The organism is Streptomyces sp. NBC_00876, assembly GCF_045207435.1.
Classification (GTDB): Bacteria; Actinomycetota; Actinomycetes; order Streptomycetales; family Streptomycetaceae; genus Streptomyces.
On the sequence record NZ_CP108800.1, the window covers coordinates 5,833,801 to 5,856,777 of the forward strand.

The 22,977-nt window shown below is 71.8% G+C and carries 19 protein-coding genes and 1 tRNA gene; 7 read left to right on the top strand and 13 right to left on the bottom strand.

Going from position 1 to position 22,977, the window contains the following annotated elements:
* Positions 1 to 46: 46 nt before the first annotated feature.
* From OG782_RS25845 to ligD, 8 genes are all read right to left on the bottom strand, one after another.
* Positions 47 to 1,012, bottom strand: coding sequence for an amidase family protein (locus OG782_RS25845; protein WP_406459281.1), 966 nt, complete (start codon positions 1,010 to 1,012; stop codon positions 47 to 49).
* Positions 1,013 to 1,163: 151 nt separating this feature from the next.
* Positions 1,164 to 2,621, bottom strand: a complete 1,458-nt coding sequence (locus tag OG782_RS25850; RefSeq protein WP_406454809.1) for a penicillin-binding transpeptidase domain-containing protein — start codon at positions 2,619 to 2,621, stop codon at positions 1,164 to 1,166.
* A gap of 34 nt (positions 2,622 to 2,655) precedes the next feature.
* Entirely contained in the window at positions 2,656 to 4,035 is a 1,380-nt protein-coding gene (locus OG782_RS25855; protein WP_406454811.1) for an FtsW/RodA/SpoVE family cell cycle protein, read from the bottom strand.
* 253 nt (positions 4,036 to 4,288) lie between these two features.
* Complete coding sequence (locus OG782_RS25860; protein ID WP_406454813.1) at positions 4,289 to 5,629, bottom strand: ATP-binding protein; 1,341 nt, start codon at positions 5,627 to 5,629, stop codon at positions 4,289 to 4,291.
* The gene (locus OG782_RS25865; protein WP_406454815.1) at positions 5,626 to 6,414 is read right to left on the bottom strand and encodes a hypothetical protein; all 789 of its coding nucleotides are present in this window, start codon (positions 6,412 to 6,414) and stop codon (positions 5,626 to 5,628) included. Before OG782_RS25865 ends, OG782_RS25860 begins: the two co-directional genes overlap by 4 nt.
* Positions 6,415 to 6,521: 107 nt before the next feature.
* Positions 6,522 to 6,851 (bottom strand): zinc-ribbon domain-containing protein, encoded by a 330-nt coding sequence (locus tag OG782_RS25870; protein WP_406454817.1) that lies wholly within the window; start codon positions 6,849 to 6,851, stop codon positions 6,522 to 6,524.
* Complete coding sequence (locus OG782_RS25875) at positions 6,848 to 8,974, bottom strand: HEAT repeat domain-containing protein (RefSeq protein WP_406454819.1); 2,127 nt, start codon at positions 8,972 to 8,974, stop codon at positions 6,848 to 6,850. Before OG782_RS25875 ends, OG782_RS25870 begins: the two co-directional genes overlap by 4 nt.
* 147 nt (positions 8,975 to 9,121) lie before the next feature.
* Entirely contained in the window at positions 9,122 to 10,018 is an 897-nt protein-coding gene (gene ligD / locus OG782_RS25880; protein WP_406454821.1) for a non-homologous end-joining DNA ligase, read from the bottom strand.
* A gap of 89 nt (positions 10,019 to 10,107) precedes the next feature.
* Between ligD and OG782_RS25885 the strand changes: the two genes are divergently transcribed.
* Positions 10,108 to 11,295, top strand: a complete 1,188-nt coding sequence (locus OG782_RS25885; protein ID WP_406454823.1) for a Ku protein — start codon at positions 10,108 to 10,110, stop codon at positions 11,293 to 11,295.
* 150 nt (positions 11,296 to 11,445) lie between these two features.
* Here the strand turns inward: OG782_RS25885 and OG782_RS25890 are convergent, their stop codons facing one another.
* Positions 11,446 to 13,356: a protease pro-enzyme activation domain-containing protein gene (locus OG782_RS25890; protein WP_406454825.1), complete on the bottom strand. Its 1,911-nt coding sequence runs from the start codon at positions 13,354 to 13,356 to the stop codon at positions 11,446 to 11,448.
* A gap of 255 nt (positions 13,357 to 13,611) precedes the next feature.
* On the bottom strand, positions 13,612 to 15,111 hold the full coding sequence (locus OG782_RS25895; protein ID WP_406454827.1) for a hypothetical protein: 1,500 nt from the start codon (positions 15,109 to 15,111) through the stop codon (positions 13,612 to 13,614).
* A gap of 570 nt (positions 15,112 to 15,681) precedes the next feature.
* Here OG782_RS25895 and glyA point away from each other — a divergent pair.
* Entirely contained in the window at positions 15,682 to 16,965 is a 1,284-nt protein-coding gene (gene glyA, locus OG782_RS25900; protein WP_406454829.1) for a serine hydroxymethyltransferase, read from the top strand.
* A gap of 26 nt (positions 16,966 to 16,991) precedes the next feature.
* On the opposite strand, the gene OG782_RS25905 is transcribed toward glyA, so the two are convergent.
* Complete coding sequence (locus OG782_RS25905) at positions 16,992 to 17,195, bottom strand: DUF397 domain-containing protein (RefSeq protein ID WP_406454831.1); 204 nt, start codon at positions 17,193 to 17,195, stop codon at positions 16,992 to 16,994.
* Positions 17,192 to 18,076, bottom strand: coding sequence for a helix-turn-helix domain-containing protein (locus OG782_RS25910; protein WP_406454833.1), 885 nt, complete (start codon positions 18,074 to 18,076; stop codon positions 17,192 to 17,194). The genes OG782_RS25905 and OG782_RS25910 overlap by 4 nt, the downstream gene beginning before the upstream one ends.
* Positions 18,077 to 18,275: 199 nt before the next feature.
* Between OG782_RS25910 and OG782_RS25915 the strand changes: the two genes are divergently transcribed.
* The gene (locus OG782_RS25915) at positions 18,276 to 18,917 is read left to right on the top strand and encodes an ATP-binding protein (protein ID WP_406454835.1); all 642 of its coding nucleotides are present in this window, start codon (positions 18,276 to 18,278) and stop codon (positions 18,915 to 18,917) included.
* 244 nt (positions 18,918 to 19,161) lie between these two features.
* Entirely contained in the window at positions 19,162 to 19,536 is a 375-nt protein-coding gene (locus OG782_RS25920) for a type II toxin-antitoxin system VapC family toxin (protein ID WP_406454837.1), read from the top strand.
* A gap of 121 nt (positions 19,537 to 19,657) precedes the next feature.
* On the opposite strand, the gene OG782_RS25925 is transcribed toward OG782_RS25920, so the two are convergent.
* A tRNA-Arg gene (locus OG782_RS25925) sits at positions 19,658 to 19,729 on the bottom strand.
* Positions 19,730 to 19,956: 227 nt separating this feature from the next.
* Between OG782_RS25925 and OG782_RS25930 the strand changes: the two genes are divergently transcribed.
* From OG782_RS25930 to lysA, 3 genes are read left to right on the top strand one after another with little or no spacing between them, the layout of a single operon-like run.
* Positions 19,957 to 20,370, top strand: a complete 414-nt coding sequence (locus OG782_RS25930; RefSeq protein ID WP_406454839.1) for a response regulator — start codon at positions 19,957 to 19,959, stop codon at positions 20,368 to 20,370.
* Positions 20,371 to 20,425: 55 nt separating this feature from the next.
* Positions 20,426 to 21,496 carry an ArgS-related anticodon-binding protein NrtL gene (gene nrtL, locus OG782_RS25935; protein ID WP_406454840.1) on the top strand — a complete coding sequence of 357 codons (1,071 nt, stop codon included), beginning with the start codon at positions 20,426 to 20,428 and terminating at the stop codon, positions 21,494 to 21,496.
* Between the two features lie 26 nt (positions 21,497 to 21,522).
* Positions 21,523 to 22,914, top strand: coding sequence for a diaminopimelate decarboxylase (lysA, locus tag OG782_RS25940; RefSeq protein ID WP_406454842.1), 1,392 nt, complete (start codon positions 21,523 to 21,525; stop codon positions 22,912 to 22,914).
* Positions 22,915 to 22,977: the final 63 nt, after the last annotated feature.

Below are 22,977 nucleotides of genomic sequence, written 5' to 3' on the forward strand. Positions count from 1 at the left end.
AGGTCCACCTGGGCCGGTTCGTGGCTGCCTGCCGGTGCGGTGTCCGTCATGACCGCACAGATATCAGCGCCTCTTCCACCGCGCGGGCCGTTCCGAGCAGCGAGACGTCCGCGCCGCGCTGCGCCACCAGCTGGAGCCCGACCGGACAGCCGTCGGAGGTGAAGCCGGCGGGCACACTCGCCGCCGGATGGCCGCTCAGGTTGAACGCCCAGGTCAGAGCGGTGGAGAAGAGCTCGCCCGGACCCTCGTGGCCGTGCGGGCGGTTGGGCGTCACGGGGGTGAGGAGCAGAGGCGTGGTGGCGAAGAAGGCGTTCAGCCTGCGGTCGTTCTCGCGCCGGAGCTCCTCGGCGGGCGGCGGCACCTCCCCGCTCCGTACCGCCTGCCAGGTGTCCGCCGGGTCGAGCAGGTCGCAGCCGCCCGCCGTGAGCCGGATCACCCCACAAGCCGACAGCCGGTCCACCGCGCCCCGCACCACCGCCGCCACCTCCGGGTCGACGTCCGCGTACCCGAGACCGGGGCTGTAGGCCGCGCGCAGGGGCAGTGGGGCAGGGGCCGCCGGCCCGCAGGAGTCGAGGACGCAGCGCAGATACGTCTGCGCGTGTGCGGCCGACCGGGCCAGGACCCCTGCGGCGGCGAGCCCCGAACGGTCGGGGGAGGGCAGCAGTCCGTTGGTCGTCTTCAGCCCGAACACCCCGCACCAGGCGGCCGGGATGCGCACCGACCCGGCCCCGTCGCTGCCGGTCGCCAGCTCCACCAGGCCCGCCGCGACCGCCACCGCCGAGCCCGCCGACGAACCGCCCGGCGTCCGGTCCGGCCGCCAAGGGTTGACGGTGCGTCCGTGGGCGCCCAGCCCCCAGGTCTGCCAGTACGTGCCGGGCCCCGGCACGGAGGTCGAGCCGACCGGGACCCCGCCGGCAGCGATCAGCCGGCGCGCGGCGTACGAGCGGATCCCGGTGGGGCCCTTCACGGCGAACGGGAGCCCAGCCAGCGGGAGCCGGGCCGCCCCGGGCATCCGGGCGAGCGCCTCCTCGTGCCAGACGTCGAGGAAGGCGCAGAGCCGCGGATCCTCCCGCCCGATCGCGGCCAGCGTCCCGGCGGCGTCCCTGAAATCCGCTATCGGCTCGGTGAAATCCGCCGTCGGATCGGTGAATCCCGTCATCGGCTCAGTCTCGCAGGGCCGCTTCCATGACGGAACGCGCGATCGGGGCCGCGCTGCCGCCGCCGCTGATGTCGGCCCGGTCGGCCGCGGCGTCCTCGACGACCACGGCGACCGCGACGGCCGGGCGACCGGAGTTCTCCGCCTGCGCCCAGGAGATGAACCAGGCGTACGGCGTACCGGAGTTGTCGATGCCGTGCTGGGCCGTGCCGGTCTTGCCGCCGACCGTCGCCCCGCCGATCGCCGCATTGGCGCCGGTGCCGTTCTCCACCACGTCGATCATCATCCGGCGCAGCTGCGTCGCCGTCATCGGATTCATCGCCCGGTGGTACGAACGCGACCCGGTGGTGTGAACGGTGGCGCCGCCGTGGGTGGTCGTACGGTCCACCAGGTGCGGGTACATGAGGTCGCCGCCATTGGCCACGGCCGCGGCCACCATCGCCATCTGGAGGGGCGTGGCCGTCGTGTCGAACTGGCCGATCGAGGACAGCGCCAGCTGGTCGTCGCTCATCTCCGTGTCGAAGTTGCTCTTCGCCACCCCGGACGGGATCCTCAGCCCCGTGTCGTTGAAGCCGAACTTCCCGACCGCCTCCACCATGCCGTCCAGCCCGACCTCCACCCCGAGGTGCGCCATCACGGTGTTGCAGGACACCCGGATCGCCTCGGCCAGCGACGCCTGCTCGCAGCCGCTCGCCTCGTTGGGCAGGGTGGTCGAGGTGCCCGGCAGCACGTAGGGGGACGGGGTGTCGGTCTCCGCGTCCGGATCGGTGACGACCCCGGCGTCCAGCGCCGCCGCCGCCGTCACGATCTTGAAGGTGGAGCCCGGCGGATAGGTCTGCCGGATCGCCCGGTTGAGCATCGGCTGGCTGGTGGACGCGTTGAGCTGCCGCCAGGCGTCGGTGACGGACGAGCCGGTACCGGAGAGCAGCCCGGGGTCGTACGACGGGGTCGAGACCAGCGCCAGGATCTTGCCGCTCGTCGGCTCGATGGCCGCGACGGCGCCCCGGCGGCCGCCGAGCCCCTCGTAGGCGGCCCGCTGCATGGAGTCCTTGATCGTGGTGACGACATCGCCGCCCGGCTGCCGGTCGCGGGTGACCTCGTTCCAGAAGGGGAGCGGCGCGAGCATGGAGTCGGTGCCGGAGAGGATCGAGTCCTCGGCGTTCTCGATGAGGGTGGTGCCGTACGTCTGCGAGGCGTATCCGGTCACCGGGGCGTACAGCGGGCCGTTGCGGTAGGTGCGCTCGTAGGCGAGCTGCTCGCCGGTGTCCTTGGAGCCGGTGACCGGCCTCCCGCCGACCAGGATGTTGCCGCGCGGCTGGTCGTAACGGTCGATCGTGTTGCGGCGGTTGGCGGAGTTGTCGTCGAGTTCGTCCGCCTCGAAGACCTGGATGCGGGCGGCGTTCAGCAGCAGCGCCACGAGCAGCAGCAGACAGAAGGCGGCGGCGCGCCGGATGTAGCGGATCACGTCCGGGCCTCCCGAGCGGTCGACGGGTACGGGATCACTGCTCGTCCTCCAGGATCGGGGCGATGACTCCGGTCTCCACCTGGTCGGGGTGGGGCCGGCGGGCGAGGTCGCTGACGCGGATCAGCAGCGCCACGATGATCCAGTTGGTCACCACGGACGAACCGCCCTGCGCGAGGAACGGCATCGCCATGCCCGTCAGCGGGATCAGCCCCATCACCCCGCCCGCGATCACGAAGACCTGGAGCGCCAGGATCGAGGCCAGCCCGATGGAGAGCAGCCGTCCGAAGGTGTCGCGCAGGGCGAGCCCGGCCCGGTAGCCGCGCGCCACCAGCAGCGCGTACAGCATGAAGACCGCTGTCAGGCCGGTGAGTCCGAGTTCCTCGCCGGCCGTCGCCAGGATGAAGTCGGACTTGGCGGCGAAGCCGATGAGGATGGAGTGGCCGAGCCCGAGCCCGGTGCCGAGCATCCCGCCCGCGGCGAAGGCGAACAGCGACTGGGCCAGCTGTCCGGGTCCCTGGCCCGCGTCGATGGAGGCGAACGGGTCGAGCCAGTCCTGCACCCGGCTGTGCACATGCGGTTCGAAGGAGCCGACGACGAAAGCGCCCACCGCGGCGAGCAGCAGCCCGACGGCGATCCAGCCGGTCCGGCCGGTCGCCACGTACAGCAGGATCACGAACAGGCCGAAGAACAGCAGCGAGGTGCCCAGATCGCGTTCCAGGACCAGGACGCCGACGCTGAGCAGCCAGATCGCCACGATCGGTCCGAGCACCCGGCCGGTGGGGAGCTGGAGCTTCCAGATCTTGCGGCCGGTGTACGCGAGGGCGTTGCGGTTCGCCGAGAGGTAGGCGGCGAAGAACACGGCGAGCAGGATCTTGGCGAACTCGCCCGGCTGGAAGGAGAATCCGCCGACCCTGATCCAGATCTTGGCGCCGTTCACGGCGGGGAAGAAGATCGGCACGATCATCAGGACGAGGGCGGCGGCCACCGAGAGGTAGGCGTACCGCTGGAGCACCCGGTGGTCGCGCAGGAACACCACCACCGCGATGAAGAACGCGACGCCGAGCGTGGACCAGACCAGTTGGGTGGGGGCCGCCTGGTCCTTCGGGGTCTCCAGGTCGAGCCGGTAGATCAGCACCAGGCCGAGCCCGTTGAGGAGCACGGCGATGGGGAGCATCAGCGGATCGGCGTACGGGGCGCGGAAACGGACGGCGAGATGCGCGAGGAGCGCGAGCAGCCCGAGGCCGGCGCCGTATCCGGCGACATCGGGCGGGACCGCGTTGTCGTGGGCCAGACCGACGGCGGCGTAGCCGTAGACGGAGATGAGGACGGCCCCGATGAGGAGCGAGAGTTCCACGCCGCGCCGCTTGGGCAGGCGCAGCTCGGGCGGGGGTGCGTCCGCGGTCGTTGCGGTCATGCCAGGCAACGTAGCAAGAGGTGGGGTTTATTTCCCTTATGTCGTAGTGCGGGGAGTTCGTGGGTCCCGGGCGGTGTGCGGCCGTCGGGTGGCCGTGGGAGGGAGTGCGCGTCCGGTCGCCGGGCGGCTGCGGGGGAGGGTGCTGTCCGGTCGTCAGGTGGCCGTGGAGGGGGGCGCGTCCGGCCGTCGGACGACTGCGGGGGAGGTTGCTTCCGGCCCTTCACGTGCCCGCCGGGGAGGGCGCGTCCAGCTGTCAGCTGCCGGTGGGGGAGTGCGGCGGTTCCTCGTCGCCGTTGTCCAGGCGTACGTACTCCGGCAGCGTCAGCCGGGCCACCGCCCCGCCGTCGGCCGCGTTCTCGAAGACCAGCCCGGCCCCCATCACCCGGGCCTGCCCGGCGGCGATGGTCAGCCCGAGGCCGTGCCCCTTGGTGCCGCCCTCCGTGCGGAAGCGCTGGGGGCCGCCCTCGGTCAGATACTCCGGGAAGCCCTCGCCGTGATCGCGTACGGTCACCACCGGCCCGTCGACCGTCAGCACCACCGGCGGCCCGCCGTGCCGGTGCGCGTTGCCGATCAGATTCCCGAGCACCCGTTCCAGCCGCCGCTTGTCCGTCTCGACCCGCACGGGCGGGCCGTCCGTGGCGACCCTGACCTCGGTGTCCGGGCCGAAGGCGCGTGCCACCCGCTCGGCGAGCGGCGCCAGTTCGTGCACATCGAGATCGACCTGTTCGGTACGGGCGTCGAGCCGGGAGATCTCCAGCAGGTCCTCCGTCAGCGCGCGCATCGCCCGGACCCGGTCCCGCACCAGCTCCGACGGGCGGCCCGGCTCCAGCAGTTCGGCGGCGGCCGACAGGCCGGTCAGCGGGGTGCGCAGCTCGTGCGCCACGTCGGCGGTGAAGCGCTGCTCGGCCACGAGCTTGCGCTGGAGCGTCGAGGCCATCGTGTCCAGGGCCCCGGCGACGATGGCCACCTCGTCCGGCCGGCGCGTGGGGTCGGCGGTACGGGGGTCGTCGACGCGGGCGTCCAGATCACCCGCCCCGATCCGGCGGGCCACCCGCGCGGTCTGGTGCAGCCGCCGGGTGACGCGGGTGACGGAGAACGCGCCGACCAGCAGCGTGGCGCCGATCGCCAGCAGCGAGGAGCCGATGATCGCCCCGTCCAGGCCGTTGAGCGCGCGGGCGCTCTGGCTGTAGTCGGTCTGCGTGGCCAGCGCGTGTCCGCCGCCGGCCGGGGCGGCGGCCCACATCGTCGGACGGCCGAGATGGTCGGCGACCATCGTGCCCCGCTCGCCGCCCGCCGCCAGGGCGTGCAACGGGGCGGGCAGCCCCGGGGGGTCGAGACCGGAACCGGGCGGGAGCGCCCCGCCCGCCTCGTAGGACGCGCTGACCTCATCGAGCCGGGCCAGCGCCTTCTCCCGGGCGTGGCCGACCGTCTGCCGGGTGAACGTGGTGTGGACCAGGACGCCCAGCAGGGCGGCGAGCACGCAGCACATCACGGTGATGAACAGCGCGGCCTTCCAGGTGAGCGTCGCGGTCCAGGCGGGCAGCCGCAGCCGCCGGGAGCGGCCGGCCCCGGGCGGGCCCGTCCGGCGGCTCACCGGCGCTCCGCGGACACGGCGGCCGACGGTGCGGCGGACGGGGAGGGGGCGGGTGTGGGGGAGTTCGTGGCGGAGGGCCGTGCGTGCGGTGTCGGACTTCCGCCGGGTCCGGTGTCCGGGGGCATGCGCAGGATCTCGTCCTGGGTGGGCAGCATGGCGCGCTGCCGGCCGTCCCAGGTCCAGGCCGTGCGGTACTCGTACCCCGTGATGGCCGACGGCGCCCGCATGATCAGGTCCCGGCCGGCCAGCTCCACACTGATCACGGCGTCCGAGGTGGACATGATCCGGGTCAGTCCGCCGGACTCCGGCATGTAGACCCGGACGGAGAGCTGGCGGCCGGCCAGCTGGATGGCGAGGATCATCTCGTCCCTGCCGTCGCCGGTGAGATCGCGGAAGTACGGCGACAGCACCGGACAGGTCCGCGGAGCGGTCCGGCAGTCCTTGATCCGGCCCACGGTGGCGGCCGGGAGCTCGTCCGTGCCGCTGGACCGGTCGGGGTGGGCGTTCAGCCCCGCCTGCACCACCGCCACCGGGTCCAGCCGGTGCACGTCGCCGCCCGGGACCGTGATGCCGGGGATGCGCGCGGTCTCGCCCTCGCCGTAGTCGTACGGGGCGGCGGAGGCGGGCGGCAGCTCCGGCCAGAGGCGGGCGGGACCGATGGCGGCCGGGGTCCGGCCGGCGCTCCGCAGCTCGCCGCCGGTACCGCAGCCGGCCAGCAGCGCGGTGCCGGTGACGGCCGCGAGGGCCGCCGCCGCGCGATGCCGCGCCCGGTGCTGCGTACCCATGACTTCCTCCGATCCCGACGGTCCGGGCCGGTGCCGCGCATGCGCGCGGCCCCGGCTTCGGCTTCAGCTCTGTCGAGCCTATTCGGAAGGAAGTCTCTTATGCCTATTTAGTGCTGATACGGGTTCTGGCCCTGGCCCTGCGAGCCCGGCGCGAAGCCGGGCTGCTGCTGGCCCTGGCCGAACGGGTTGCCGTCCTGCGACGCCACGTGCTGGGCCAGCAGCTGGTCCGCCTGCTCCCGGGGAATCTTCTGCTCGCCGCCGCAGAACGTGCACTGGGTGGCGAAACTCGTCGAGAAGGGGAACAGCGGCACGAAGAACAGCGTGAACTTCGTGACCCGCTTGCGCAGGGTGTGTGCCGCCGGATTTCCGCACCAGCCGCAGACCAGCGTCAGGACGGCCAGCTGGTAGAGATAGCCTCGCGTGCCAAAAATGATCATGATGTGGGTCCCTTCCCCGTATTCCCCAGAAGCGCCCGGCGGCAGAGCGCCAGCAGCTTTTCGTCCTCGTATGTGTCGTGGCTGCCGTACCCGCCGTCCATCGCGTTGTGACGGCGGACGGAGGTGAGCTCGGCGAGCAGCACGTGTGCCGCGTCCGACCCTGCACCAGCAGCCCCCATCCGCGCCAGGCACTCGGCCACCCGAACCCTGACATGGCGGTTCTTCTCCCAGGCCGCCAGGAGTACCGGAACGGATTCCTCGGCCCGCCCGGAAACCTCCCACAGAGCGATCGCCGCGTCCACCCGCAGCCACAGCTCCTCGTGCCGGAGCAGGGCCCGCAGCCGCGGCGCGGTCACCGCAGCCTGCTCACCGAGCCGGCCCAGCGCGCTCGCCGCCGTCCGCCGCTCGTGCGCGTGCTCCGCCTGCAGGCCCTCGATCAGCACCGGCAGCACGGTGCCGGCGTCGCCGTCGACCGCCCACAGCGCCTCGGCGGCCTCCGTGGCCGCCGCCGTCCCGGGACGGCGGACCAGCGCCCGCAGCTCCGGCACCGCGCAGTGCGCCGCGGGCCCGAACGACGCGAGCGCCCGCAACGCCGCCGTACGCAGCCACTCGCCGCGGTACTCCGGAGCCCCGCGCAGGACCCGCAGCACCTCCGGCGCCGCCTCGCCCGCCCGCAGCGCGGTCAGCCCCGCCAGCAGCGGGCTCGCCCGGTCGTACGCGCCCTCGTCGAGCCCGACCTCGCCCAGCCTGCGCCGCAGCGCAGCGGCCAGCGGACGGGCGGCCGGCCCCAGATACCCGATGGCGAACCCCACGTCGTGCGGCACCTCGGGCCGCTCCAGCGCCGCCGCCAGCGCGGGCACCGCACGGGCGTCGCCCAGCCGGGCCAGGGCCTTCACCGCGCTGCCCAGCCCCGGAGGCCCGCTCGCCCACTCCTTCACCCACGACCCCGGATCCGCCGCGACCTGGGCCGCCAGCGCGTCCGCGGCGGGAGCGGCCAGGCCGAAGAGCTCCTCCAGCACGTGCGAGGCGGCCTCGGCCAGCGCCGGCTCGTCCGCACCGAGCTGTTCGCCCACCAGCCGCACCAGCTCCGCGTACGAACCGCGCCAGGCCCGGATCAGCCCGCTGCTCATCCGGACGGCGTCGATGCGCTGCCAGGGGTCGGGGCTGCACAGCTGATCGGTCAGCAGGGCCGTCCGCTCGGCGACCCGGTCGTCGAGACCGACGTGCAGGGTCCGCAGCAGATCGGCCGTCCAGGGCGCCGTGCGTCCGGCGTTCTCCTCGGCCGACAGTGCCCGCAACTGCCCGATCAGGGTCACCGGTGCGGCCTCGGTGGCGGGCGGCTCGGGCTCGCCGTGCGCCTCCGGGGCACAGGACCCCGTGTCCGCGGGACCGGGAGCCGAACGCAGCTGCCGCAGCAGCCCCGCCACCATCCGCACCACATCACCCGGCAGCGACTGCGGCGCGCACCGCGCCAGCTGGGCCAGTGCAGCCAGCCGCAGCCCCGGCGGATTCGCCTCGGCGGCCAGCCGGCTCAGCCAGTCGGCTATCTGCCCGGTCAGCGGGCGGTGGCGCAGCGCGACCCGGCCCGCCGCCTCGACCAGCGCGAGCCGCACCTCCTGGTCCGGCTCCACCGCGAGCCGCTCCCGCAGCAGCGCCAGGACCCGCGCCGGGTTGCCGTGCAGCGTCGCCAGCGCCAGCGGGGCGGAGACCCGTACCCCCGGGTCCTCGTCGGCCAACAGGCCGAAGAAGACCCCGGCGCCCGCACTGACGGCCGCAGCGGCCATCGCGTAGTTGGCCGCGCCCTCCGCCTCGTCCTCGTCCATCTCCTCCTCGTCGTCCTCGTCGAGGTCGATGCCGCCGATGCTGGTCAGCAGCTCGACGATGGAGCCGCGGTCCGGGACCGCCGGATCGACGACCAGCTCGAAGAGGAAGGGGATGCAGGCGAGCGTGCACGCGTAGACGTCGCCCTGGTGGTGCACAGCGCCGTACATCCCGTCCAGCGCCGTCTCGCGCTCCGCCGGATCGGCGGACGCGAGGCCCTGCAGCAGACCGGGCACATCGTCCGCAGGCCCGTAGGCATGCTCCATCGAGGCCCAGTCGACCTCGTCGATCCCCGCGAACACGCCATCGCCTCCCCACGGACTCCCACGAAGCAGTGTCTGCGCAGAGTGTGCACCACGGCTCGGACAATCCACCCACCCCTTGCAGGCTTTTGCCCTTGCACATGACAAAAGCCGCGGTGCTGCGGTACGGCCCGGCCGCGTGTTCCCCTACCGGGTGTCCGGGATCGGCCGGCCCCGGTCCGGCCCGGTGAGCGGCCCGAGCAGATCGCCGTGACGCTCCAGCCGCCCGGCCATGTCCGCCGGCAGGAAGACCAGCTCCCCGGGGCTGCGGCACTCCTCGATCTCCGTCCAGGTGACCGGCGCGGAGACGGCCGGCACGGTCCTCGCACGCAGGGTGTAGGGCGTGGCGGTCGTCTTCGCGGCGGCGTTCTGGCTGAAATCGACGAACACCTTGCCCGGCCGCAGCGCCCGTCTCATCCGGTGCACCACCAGGTCCGAGAGCTCCCGCTCCGCCTGAACGGCCAGCTCCTTCGCGTACGCCGACACCTGCGCGGAGGGTGTGGGTTCCAGCGGCACCAGCAGGTGCAGCCCCTTCGACCCGGAGGTCTTCCCGTACGCCTCCAGGCCGTCCGCCGCCAGCCGCTCGCGCAGCCACAGCGCGACCCGGCAGCACTCCACGACCGTCGCGGGCGCCCCGGGATCGAGGTCGAACACCAGCCGGTCGGCCAGGCCCGGCGCATCGGCCCGCCACTGCGGGGTGTGGAACTCCACCACCAGATTGGCCGCCCACATCAGCGAGGCGAGGTCCTGGACGACCACCTGCCTGGCCCGCTCGCTCCCGTGGTGCGGCACCGGGGTGGTCCGTACCCAGGACGGCGTACCGGGCGGCGGGTTCTTGGTGAAGAAGAGCTGGCCGTCCGGACCGTCCGGATAGCGCAGGAAGGACACGGGCCGGTCCCGCAGATGCGCCAGCAGCACCCCGGCCGCCGTGGCCGCGTAGTAGTGCAGCACCTCGCCCTTGGTGGTGCCGGTGGCCGGATACAGCACCTTGTCCAGGTTGCTCAGCGCCAGGCGCCGCCCCTCCACCTCCGTGATCGGCGTCATACGATAAGAATCACACGCAAACCGGAACTCTTCCGATCTTTTAGGATCTGTACGGGCATTCCGGATGCATCCGACGCAAGGGGTGACCGGTGAGGTCCATATGGAACGGCGCCATCTCCTTCGGGCTGGTCAGCATCCCGATCAAGCTGGTCAACGCCACCGAGAACCACTCGATCTCCTTCCGCCAGGTCCACCTCGCCGACGGCGGCCGGATCCGCTACCGGAAGGTGTGCGAGCTGGACGGGGAGGAGGTCGCCGCGCCCGAGATCGGCAAGGCGTACGAGGACGCGGACGGCTCGATGATCCCGATCACCGACGAGGACCTCGGCGCGCTGCCGCTGCCCACCGCCAAGACGATCGAGATCGTCGCGTTCGTACCGGCCGACTCGATCGACCCGCTCCAGATGGACGCGGCGTACTACCTCTCCGCCAACGGGGTCCCGGCGGCCAAGCCGTACACCCTGCTGCGTGAGGCGCTGAAGCGCAGCCAGAAGGTCGCCCTCGCCAAGTACGCGCTGCGCGGGCGCGAACGCCTCGGCATGCTGCGGGTCGTCGACGACGTGATCGCCATGCACGGTCTGCTCTGGCCGGACGAGATCAGGGCCCCCGAGGGCGTCGCGCCGGAGACGGACGTGACGGTGCGCGACGCCGAACTCGACCTGGCGGACGCTCTCATGGACACGCTCGGCGAGGTCGACATGGACTCGCTCCACGACGACTACCGCGAGGCGGTCGAGGAACTCATCGCGGCCAAGGCCTCCGGTGAGGCCCTGGAGCCGGCCGCGGACGGGGACTCGGGCGGCGGCAAGGTCATCGACCTGATCGCCGCGCTGGAGAGCAGTGTCCGGGCCGCGAAGGAGGCTCGCGGGGAGTCGGACACGCAGGAGGAGGCGGACGGCGACGAGGAACAGGTCGCGAAGGTCACCTCCCTCTCGGACCGCAAGCCGTCGGCCGGCAAGTCGTCGGGCAGCAAGACATCGGGCGGCAAGGCATCGGGCGGCACTCGCAGGACCCCGACCGGCAAGTCGGTGTCACGTGCGTCGGCCGGCGCGGAATCCGCCTCCGGCGGCGGGAAACCCTCGGCAGCCTCGCCCAAGGCCTCCGGAGGAAAGAAGTCCACGGCGGGTACGAGCGGGGCGGCCGCGAAGAAGAGCGCGTCGGGCAGCCGTTCCGGGGCGAAGAAGACGGCGTCCAAGACCGCCGCCGCCAAGAAGACGACGGCGGCCAAGAAGCAGACATCCGCGAAGAGCGCCCCGCGCAAACGCGCCTCGGCCTGACACGCGCCACCCCCGGTCCTGCCCCCAGCGCACCCCAGGACGCACCGGACGGCCGCCACAGGGCCTCGTGCCCCGCGACGGCCGTCCGGCTCCGTCCCTGCGCCCGGGGATCCGAGGATCCGAGGATCCGGGAACTCAGGGATCCGGGGATCAGCGCCTGCGGTAGGAGCTCACATAGCCGGAGGCCGGAGTACCGACGCCCGTCACGTCGTCGTACCCCTTCACCGCCGCGAGCGAGGCGTCCTTGCCCAGGCTCCGCACCGAGGTCCGCAGCCCGTCCGCCGCGTCGTACCCGTTGATGAAGTCCACCCGGGCGACCGCCAGGTCACGTCCCGCACCCAGCGGGTGGTCCGTCACGTCGTGGTACGCCTTCGACTGGTAGCGGGCGTAGATCGACGGGTTGGCGAAACCGATCGGCAGCCCGTGCCGGGCCTGCTGCGCCAGGGCCTGGACACCGGCGATGACCGGGGCCGCGAGCGACGTACCGCCGATGCGGTACTCGTCGTAGCCCAGCGATCCGTCGGGCATCGTCTGGGTCTGGCCGACCAGGAAGCCGGTGTTCGGGTCGGCGACGGCCGCGATGTCCGGAGCCGTACGCATCCGGGTCTTCCCGTTCGCCTTCGCCAGCGAGTCCGGCACGATGCCGTGCTGGTAGAACGGCTGCTTCACCGTGGAACTGGTGCCGCCGCCCGCGCCCGAGGTGTAGGCGCCGGGGAAGCCGGTCCAGCTCTTGCCGTCCGCCGCCAGGGGAGCGTTCGTCGTACCCCAGCCGGTCTCCCACTGGTACGCGTCGTGCTTGCCGACGGCCAGCGACGTACCGCCGACCGAGGTCACCCAGGCGGAGTTGGACGGGACGTCGATCTGCTTGGTGCCGGTGGACGCGACGTTGTCGCCGTCGTCGCCGGAGGAGAAGTAGAAGCCGATGCCCTCGACCGCACCCATCTTGAACACCTGGTCGTAGGCGAGCGCCAGGTCAGGGGTCTGGTTGGCCTCGATGTCGCCCCATGAGTTGGAGACGATGTCCGCGAGCCGGTGGTCGACGACCTTGTTCAGCGAGTCGAGCAGATCGTTGTCGTAGCAGGAGGCCCCGCCCACGTAGACGATGTCCGCATCGGGGGCGACCCCGTGCACGGCCTCGACGTCGAGCGTCTCCTCGCCGTACCAGCCGGAGGCGCCGCACTCCTCGGTCTTCGTGTAGTCCGCCGGCAGCACCTGGCTGAGCTGCCCGCGCCGGTAGGGCGCGTCGCCGTTGCGCTTCGCGTACTCGGCGGCGTCCTTCGCGATGGTGGGGGAGGCGTACGCGTCGGTGATCGCGACGGTCACCCCCTTGCCGGTGTAGTTCCCGGCCCCGTACGCGGCACGCAGCTGCTTGCCGGTGTACCCCTTGACCGCGTACGGCACCTTGGCCCCGTACGCGCTCGGCAGCGAGGAAGCGGTGTTCGACCCGAAGTACGAGGAGAACGGGCCGGAGTTGCGGAACACCGCGTCCGGCGGCGGCAGCACCTCGTCGTGGCTCGACCGGTGCGGGGCGTTGTCCAGGCCGGATACGGCGAGTACGGCATCGCTCAGCGCGGCCGGCACGGAGGCGGTGGAGGCCGGGGCGCGATAGGTCCGGCTGCCCTTGCGGTAGTTGCGCAGCTGGGTGCCGAACGCCTTCTCGGTCCGGGCTACTTCACCGGTGGCCGAGACGTAGTGCTGGTTGGCGCCGGTGACGGTCAGGCCACTGGACTTCAGCCACTTGCTGACCCGGTCGATCTGCTCCTGAGTGGCCCCGAACCGTGCCTGCGCCTGCGCGGCGCTCAGGTACTTCCCGTACGAGGGCGACTTCGGGTCGGAGACGGAGGCGGCATAGGCGGCCAGCCCCTTCGCGTCCCGGCCGGCCAGGTGGACCCGGACGGCGACCTTTCCGCTGTCGGCCGTCGCTCCCCGGTCGGCCGTGGCGGTGGCCCAGGCCGGTTTGGTGCCCTGCAGCGCGTCCCGGCCGCTCGGCGCTGAATCCGCGCTGGCGTTGGGTATCCCGAGGGCGAGCGCACCGGCGAGCAGTGGCAGTGTCGCTGCCATGCTCAGCCCGGCGCGTCGTCGGGCGCGGCTGATTCTCAAAGTAACCCCCTGCGATGTGGGTCTCGCGTGTGGAGCATGTGCCGAATGATGTGCACATGTAATGCGCCACTCTGGCGAGGAACACCTCATGCAGGGGGCATGCATTCACCAAGAAACGGCCAAGGGGGCCCGTGCCACTGCCGGTTCGCGTTGAATCGCCGAGGATCGGACGCCTTGTCCGGTCGCTGCCGATAGATCCGGATCGCTGATGACATGTCAGTCGCTGGACACCACCGGATCCGTCAGCCCGCCGCCGAACGACGTCGAGGTGGTCACATAGGTGCAGCCGGTGTACCGGTAGCCGGGCTCGATCTTCGAGCCGTCCGCGTAACTGGTGACATCGGCGCCGGAACCGGCGGAGCCCCCGCGGTGCTTGTACAGGAAGTGGTACTCGCCGGCAGGCAGTCGCAGCGTCACATGCGGATAGCTCTTCCCCGTGCTCTTGCAGGCCCTCAGCGCCCCCGTCGACCACGAGTACGCCGTGCAGTTCCCGCAGCCCTTGATGCTCACCCGGCCGGTGACCGGCCCGGTGTACAGGATCTCGACCCCGTCCGGGGCGTCGTTGGAGATGACGAGCTCCATCCGTGCACCACCCGGCGCGCTCGCGGGAGGCAGCCGCTTCCCCGCCGCCGCCCGGGTCTCGGCTATCTCCGCGGCGATCACGATGTCCTGGGCCCGCGCCCGGCGCTTGTCCTTCCGGTAGGTGTCGGCGAAACCGGTCAGCGTCTTGCGGGCCTCACCGAACTGCTTGCCCTTGAACTCGTCCAGCCCGCAGGCGTAGACGCCGTTCCTGATTCCCCCGTCGGCTTCCTTGGCCAGGGCCGCGATGTCCTTGTCCGGCAACGAGGCCGTCGTCGCCCGCAGTTGGCGCAGCTGCTCCGTCGCCGCGCAGGGGGCTGCGCCGCGCACCGCGCCCGTCCGTGCCGTGATCTCCTTCGAGACGGCAGGCCCGACCTTTCCGGCCTGCGGGGATCCCGGGAAGGTGCTGAGCAGCTCACTCAGCGCCCCGCCGGTCGCTCCCGCCGACCCGGCCCGCAACTGCGAGACCCCGCACGCGTACAGGGAATCGGCCAGTGGCTCGTCCGGGTAGGTGGCCAGGTCACCCAGCAGCCGGGGATCGACCGAGTCGGGCACCGAACGCAGATAGGTCAGCGGTTCGACGGCCTCGCAGTGCTTCTTCTGCCGGTACGGCGCCGCTATGGCCTTGTAGTACGCGTCCAGCCGCCCCGGCACGAGCTTCCCGGCCCGTGATCCGGCGTGGTCCTCACCGAGTTCGCGGTAGACGGCGAGCGCCGAACGGTAGTCCTCCACGGCCACGCCGAAGGACTTGGACGATGCGGCCTCGACCGAACGGTCACCCTCGTCCAGCCGGTCGAGCAGCATCTGCTCGACCGCCTCGTCCTGCGCGGAGCCGTAATACACCGCACCGCCGGCAGGCACTGCCGGCAGCACGAGACCCGCCCCGGCGGCGACCACCGGCCGCCATGACCCGCCCACCGCCGCGCGCCGCGCCGTCCACGCCCCGTCGCCCGCGGCGACGGCCAGCACGACGAGATACCCGGTGACCAGGCCCCCGGACATACCGTCGGGATCGGCGGGCAGCGCCGCGAGCAGCAGCCAGCCCGTCGCCACCCAGCACAGGAGGGCGCGGAACCACCGGCGCACCAGGACATACCCGAGCCCGAGACCCGTGAGATTGAGCAGAGCGACAGCCACCGCTCGCACCACCGCACCGGGCGGCACCGGCCCCGCGGGCTCATCGGACGGTGACCCGGACGGCCGGTCCGGAGGCCCCCACCCGGGCGGCGACTGCCCCGGCGGCGGCGACTGCCCCGCCGACAGCGGTGCCTGCGCGGGCCGCGGCGGCACATCCCACGTCCCGGACTCCGCGCGCTGCTGATCCCCCGACTCCATACGGTCCCCCCACCGTTGAGCCCCGACTCCGTCCCGGTGAATCTGCCCACGTTCTTCACCGTCCACTCACATGTGAAGGGGTGTGAACCGGACGGAATGTGACACCCCGCGCACGCCCTTCACGCCCCCTGTGCCCCCGGCCCCGAGTACCGGGCCCCGACTCCTCGGCTCCGCCTACCCGGCCCGGAACCCGCCGCCCGGTAGGGTGCGGGTCACTGCGACTGGCGCGCATCCCCCACGGGGGTGCTCAGTGGAATCGACCACGAGGGAGCGGCACACCCCGGGCCTGCCCCGGGGCGTCATCGCCGGAGAGCCGTCCGCCTGGGCATCCGGGTCCACGCCGCAGCGATGCGACCGACCCGGGAGGATCCCGTGACCGCGTCCGTACCCCTGAATCCCCGCCACCCCGCGCTGGCGGCGGCCGATCCGGAACTCGCCGCGCTGGTGGTGGCCGAGGAACAGCTCCAGGCCGACACCCTCCGCCTGATCCCCAGCGAGAACTACGTCTCCGCCGCCGTGCTCGAGGCGTCCGGAACCGTGCTCCAGAACAAGTACTCCGAGGGCTACCCCGGCAAGCGGTACTACGAGGGCCAGCAGATCATCGACCAGGTCGAGACCCTCACCGCCGAACGGGCCAAGGCGCTCTTCGCCATGGACCACGCCAACGTCCAGCCGTACTCCGGCTCCCCGGCCAACCTCGCCGTCTACCTGGCCTTCCTCAAGCCCGGCGACACCGTGCTCGGCATGTCCCTCCCCATGGGCGGCCACCTCACCCACGGCTGGGGCGTCTCGGCCACCGGCACCTGGTTCAACGGCGTCCAGTACGGGGTGCGGCGCGACACGGGCCGTATCGACCTGGACGAGGTGCGCGCCCTGGCCCTCGCCGAACGCCCCAAGCTGATCTTCTGCGGCGGCACCGCCGTCCCCCGCGAGATCGACTTCGCGGGCTTCGCCGAGATCGCCCGCGAGGTGGGCGCGGTCCTGGTCGCGGACATCGCCCACATCGCGGGCCTGATCGCAGGCGGCGTCCACCCCTCGCCCGCCCCACACGTGGACGTGGTCTCCACCACCACGCACAAGACCCTGCGCGGCCCGCGCGGCGCGATGCTGCTGAGCCGGGCCGAACACGCCCGAGCCATCGACCGCGCCGTCTTCCCCGGCCTCCAGGGCGGCCCGCACAACCAGACCACCGCGGCCATCGGCGTAGCCCTGAAGGAAGCGGCCACCCCGGACTTCCGCGCCTACGCCCGTGACGTGGTGACCAACGCCCGCACCCTGGGCGAGGAACTGGCCGCCCGAGGCTTCGACCTCGTCTCCGGCGGCACCGACAACCACCTGCTGCTGATCGACCTCACCGGCAAGGACGTCCCCGGCAAGACGGCGGCCAAGGCCCTGGACCGGGCTGGCATCGTCGTCAACTACAACACCGTCCCCTACGACACCCGCAAGCCCTTCGACCCCTCCGGCATCCGCATCGGCACCCCGGCCCTGACCTCACGGGGAATCCCCGCATCGGAGATGGCCACGGTCGCGGAGTGGATCGACCGAGTGGTCGTCGCGGCCCGCACCGGCGACGAGCCCGCCGTCACGGCGGTGCGCGCCGAGGTGAAGGCCCTGATGGACGGCTACCCGGCACCGGGGCTGCCGGTGGTCTGACCTGCGGGCGGTACGGCGCCGGCGCCTCAGCCCAGCTCGCCGGTGAACGCGCGCCAGGCGTCGGCGCCGAAGGCGATCACGGGACCGGCGGGGCGCTTGCTGTCGCGGACGGGGACGAGGTGGGGGATGTTGTCGGCGACTTCGATGCACTCGTTGTTGCCACCGCTGTACGTGCTGGTGCGCCACGTCGCGCCCGAGAGGTCCGGCGTGCTGTGGCGTGCGCTCTTCATGCTCTGTGCTCCTTGGCCCTGCGGTGGATGACAGTGCGGGACTCTGTTGGTGAGAGCGCGGACGTACGAGCGGCGTCGAACAGGTCCTGGTAACGGGAGACGTCCACTTCCCGCTCCAGCCACATGGAACCCGACGGGTTGTCCGCCAGTACCACGTCGAGCGCCCCCTCCTCGGGGAATCCCAGCACTACGTACGGGCCGAACATACTCGCATGGGCTCCACGGGAGAACGGCAGTACCTGCACGGTCACGTTGGGGTTCTCGGAGCTGTCCAACAAGTGCCCCAACTGGGCGTTCATGACCTCTGAACCCCCAACCCGCTGGAGGAGGACAGCCTCGGAGAGCACTGCCCACACGTGCAGCGGCTGTTCGTCCGCCAGGCGTTCCTGCCGGGCCAGGCGCACTTGGACGAACTTGTCGATCTCATCCGCTGTCTCCCACTGCCGGGAAGCTACGGTCACGGCCCGAATGTACTCAGGAGTCTGAAGCAGCCCCGGGACGAGTTGCGCCTGGAAGGTGCGGATCGAACCTGCCATCGCTTCCAGGGCGATGTAGTCCCGGTAGGTGTCGGCGAGGACCGATCCGTACTGGTTCCACCATCCCTCCCGGCGCCTGCGGTTGGCCTTGCGGGCCAGTGCGCTCAGGCGATCGCGAATCTCCTGATCGGAGACCTCGTACGCATGCAGCATTGCTGTCAGGTCGGGCAGTCGAACTGCGACGCGGCCGTTCTCGATGCGGCTGATCTTGCCCTTGGTGCAGTCGAGCGCCTCCGCCGCATGTGCAGTGGTCAGCCCTGCGGTCTCCCGCAGTCGGCGTAGTTCATCGCCAAGTTGGCGCCCAAGAACGGTTGATGGGGTGGCGGTGGTGCGCTTCGCAGGCATGAGAACACCTTTAGCAAAGGGACGGCTCGAAGGAGGCGAGGTTACTCGAAAGAGGGAAAATAGGCATGATGTGTGTCGGCAACGTTGCAGATTCGCATCCTGCTCGTCCATTGTGATGGCCACAGGGATGGCGTCGCGCTCCGCGAACTGGCCATCCCTCCAGGGGATTCCGACCGATGTCGACCTTCTTGGGGCTGTCATGACTACACCGAACGAAGTGGCCTTCCGGCTGACCCGCTGCCGCAGCAGCGTCCCCAGGGCGAGAGCCACGCTCCGCGCCAAGCTGGGGGAGTGGCGGGCCGCACAACCAGTCGTCGATGTGGGCGAGTTGGTTCTCTCCGAGTTGGTGACCAACGCGGTACGGGTGCCCGTACCCGGTGACCGGATGGTGGGCGTACGCATCGAGTGCAGGGGGAGGGGCGAGCTCCTGCGGCTGGAGGTGAGCGACGCGGGCGTGGGCCGGCCGGAGGTGCAGCGGCCCGGCGAACTGGACAACGCCGGGCGCGGGCTCCTGCTCGTCGAGACCCTGGCCCACCGCTGGGGTGTGGACGAGCGCCCGGCCGGGATCGGCAAGACGGTATGGGCGGAGCTGCTGGCACCCGGGGCCGCCCCCGCTCCCGCCGAGGCGCAGATCGCGGCGGTATCCGTCCGGCCCGGCCAATGCGTACGCGCGTGGGGCGCCTGGCACACGGTCCGCGCGGTCCGGAGCGAGCGATTCGCATCGGGAGGGTTGGCCGTCGTCATCGTTCTGAGCGACGGAGGCCCGGCCTTACGTCTGCACGCCGCCGAGCCCCTGACCGTACGGACAGTGGCTCAGGCCGGCCCGGTGATCTCGTCGTGAGGGCGCTGTGGAAGAGGTTGTTCCGGCGCCGGGTACGCCACCAGGGGCCGCGATTTACGGGCACGAAAGTGGTTGGCGTTCGACTGATCGTGATCAGTCAGGCGGGCCGACCGGTGGCGAGGACGTTGCCGCCACGGCCAAAGGTGCGGCGGCCGGGCAGGGGCTCGCTCCGGGGCCATATCCGTATCCCTGAGAACTTCGACTACGCGCACGCCTCGGTGGCTGACGCTCTGGGGATGCGCTGATGCGGCTTCTGCTCGATACGCCCGTGGTGATGTGGTGGATCGCCGACTCGCCGCAGCTGCCCGCCTCGATCAAGGAACTCCTGGAGACCGAACCTGCCGTGTACGTCAGCGCCGTGTCTCCCTGGGAGATCACCGTCAAGCAGTTCCTCGGCAGCTTCGAAGGCCCCGGAGACCTGGCCGAGCAGGTACGGGACCTCCAGTTCAGGGCCCTGCCCATCACGGCCGCGCACGGTGTGCGGGCGGGGCGGCTGCCGATGGTGCACACCGATCCCTTCGACCGGATACTGATCGCGCAGGCACAGGCCGAGGGGCTGGCGCTGGTCACCCGGAACCGCTGGATCCCGCAGTACGACGTGCAGGTCATGCCGGTCTGACCGCCACTGACGTCCGGAGCCCCGGAAACGACAAAGAGCCGGACCCAGTGAGACTGGGTCCGGCTCTTGAAGTCTGGCACTTCGCCCGATCAGCGACTCGATGGCGCTGTTCCGGCAGAAGTGCCCCCGGCAGGATTCGAACCTGCGCACCCGGCTCCGGAGGCCGATGCTCTATCCCCTGAGCTACGGGGGCGTATCGCTGTGTTGCTCTGCGACGGGTGAAACACTACCAGCTTCCGTCGGGTGCCCGTGAACAGGTATTTCCGCGTCGTCGCCGGGGTGGCGGCAGCCCCGACCCGACGCTTGCACGCACTTCCGGCCACTCCGCGCGCCACCCGTCCGGGGGCGGAAGTGGGCAAAACCCGGACGCAGGCACTCCGCCCCGCCTACTCTCGAAGGGTGTCAGGGGAGTGCGGCCGCGTGCTTGTTGTCGACGACAACAAGGTCATCCGGCAGTTGATCAGGGTCAATCTCGAGCTTGAGGGCTTCGAGGTCGTGACCGCGGCCGATGGTGTCGAGTGTCTGGATCTGGTGCATCGGGTCCGTCCCGATGTGATCACGCTCGATGTCGTCATGCCCCGGCTGGACGGATTGCAGACGGCCACCAGACTGCGCTCCGATCCGCGTACCCGGCATCTGCCCGTGGCGATCATCAGTGCCTGCACGCCGTTTGAGGTGGACAACGGCGTCGCGGCAGGGGTGGACGCCTTCCTCGCCAAGCCCTTCGAGCCGAGCGAGCTGGTGCGGGTCGTACAGCAGTTGATGGAGCGCGGGCGGCCGCCGGTGCTCGACGGCAGGCAGGGCGCCGGGCGGGCGGAGAGCGCCGCCGGCTGACCGGATGGCGAAACCGGTTCGCGAAAGGCCCCCCTCCCTCCCCTACGCTTGTGCCGTGACCCCCGCCGATCTCTCCATGACCGTGCTGCGCGCCGTGCGCCGCGCGGTCGACGAGGACGCCTTGCGCGCGCCTGTGCCCGCGCGCGTGCGAGTGGAGAGGACACGCCCCGGCGGACGCGGCGACTACGCCAGCGCCGTCGCCCTCCAGCTGGCCGGGCCCGCCGCGCTGCCCGCGCGGGAAGTGGCCGAGATCTTGCGGGTGCGGGTCACCGGTGCGCCCGGGATCGGGCGGGTCGAGATCACCGGGCCCGGGTTCCTGAACTTCACGCTCGACGCCTCGGCCGACGCGGCCGCGCACCGTGCGCTGGTGCGCGAGGTGCTGAAGCAGGGCCTGCGGTACGGGCATGGCGAGGCACTCGCCGGGGACCTGCTGCAATTCAGCCACGCCCGCGAGGTCCGGGCCGCGGTCACCGCCCACGCGGTGCGCCGGCTCGTACGCGCACAGGGCGCGCTCGTACGCATCAGCTGCGACGACGCGCCCGACCCGGACTGGGTACGTCTGGGGGTCACCGTCGACGCGCAGGGGCGGCCCCCCACACCGCTGACGGAGATACGGCCGGTCCCGGCCGGCGCCACCGCCGGCGAGCTGCTCGGCCGGCTCGGGCCCGATGCCACCCGGTGGGGGCTGCTGCGGCCCGCCGGACACGACCGCGCCCCCCTCGGCGACGAGCTCCTCGTCCAGGGCGAGGGCAACCCCCTGTTCCTGGTCCGCTACGCCCACGCCCGCGCCCGCGCGCTGACCCGCGGCGCGGCGCTGCTCGGTTTCACGAGCACGCCCGACGACACCCCCAGCCCCGAGGCGCTCGCGCTCCTCGCCCTCCTCGCCGACCACCCCGCCGAGCTCGCCGCCGCCGCCCGCCACCGCGCGCCCGACCGGCTCGCCCGGCACCTGGAAGCGCTCGCGTCGGCCTTCCTCGACTTCCACGACCGCGTACCGACACTCCCCGTCGGGGACGAGAAACCCTCGGCCGCCCACCGTTCCCGGCTCGCCCTCGCCGAGGCCGCCGGGACGGTGCTGGCCGGCGGCCTGTCCCTGCTCGGTATCAGCGCGCCCCAACACCTCTGAGAGCCCCGAGAGAGCAGAGCAACACGATGAGCCGATCCGCACACCCCGCCGGTCCCCGTCACGCCGACGTCATGACGGAGGGCCACTACACCGCCCCCGCCGAGGACCTCAACGTCCTCGACGAGAAGGTCTGGTCCCGCACCGTCACCCGTGACGAGAACGGCGCACTGACCGTCGGCGGCATCGAAGTCACCCGGCTGGCCGAGGAGTTCGGCACCCCGGCCTACTTCCTGGACGAGTCCGACTTCAGGGCCCGCTGCCGCGCGTGGTCCGACGCCTTCGGCCCCGGCGCCGATGTCTTCTACGCCGGCAAGGCCTTCCTCTCCCGCGCGGTCGTGCGCTGGCTCCAGGAGGAGGGGCTCAACCTCGACGTCTGTTCCGGCGGCGAGCTGACCACCGCCCTGGACGCCGGGATGCCCGCCGAGCGCATCGCCTTCCACGGCAACAACAAGACCGTCGACGAGATCGAGCGTGCCGTCACGGCCGGTGTCGGACGGATCGTGCTCGACTCCTTCCAGGAGATCGCCCGGGTCGCCCACATCGCGCAGCGGCTCGGCCGGCGCCAGCCCGTGCAGATCCGGGTGACCGTCGGCGTCGAGGCGCACACCCACGAGTTCATCGCCACCGCGCACGAGGACCAGAAGTTCGGCATCGCGCTGGCCGGGGGACAGGCCGCAGAGGCCGTACGGCGGGCCCTGACCCTCGACGGTCTCGAGCTCATCGGCATCCACTCGCACATCGGCTCGCAGATCTTCGACATGGCCGGCTTCGAGGTCTCCGCCCGGCGCGTGGTGCAGCTCCTCGCCGAGGTGCGCGACGAGCACGGCGTCGAGCTCCCCGAGATCGACCTCGGCGGCGGCCTCGGCATCGCGTACACCTCCGCGGACGACCCGCGCGAGCCGCACGAGATCGCCAAGGCACTCGGCGACATCGTCACCCGCGAGTGCGAGGCCGCAGGCCTCGCCACCCCCCGGATCTCCGTCGAGCCGGGCCGCGCCATCGTCGGCCCGACCGCCTTCACGCTGTACGAGGTCGGCACCATCAAGCCCCTGGAGGGGCTGCGCACGTACGTCAGCGTCGACGGGGGCATGTCGGACAACATCCGCACCGCGCTGTACGACGCCGAGTACAGCGTCGCGCTGGTCTCGCGCACCTCGGACGCCGAGCCGATGCTCGTCCGGGTCGTCGGCAAGCACTGCGAGAGCGGCGACATCGTGGTCAAGGACGCGTTCCTGCCGTCCGACCTGGCACCCGGCGACCTGATCGCCGTGCCCGCCACCGGCGCGTACTGCCGTTCCATGGCGAGCAACTACAACCACGCCCTGCGCCCGCCCGTCGTCGCCGTGCGCGACGGAGCGGCCCGGGTCATCGTCCGGCGTGAGACGGAGGAAGATCTCCTGCGTCTCGATGTCGGCTGATGCCGTATTTCCGGGGGGACACCCCCGGACCCCCGTAAACATCTCAGGATCCGGACGGGTGGC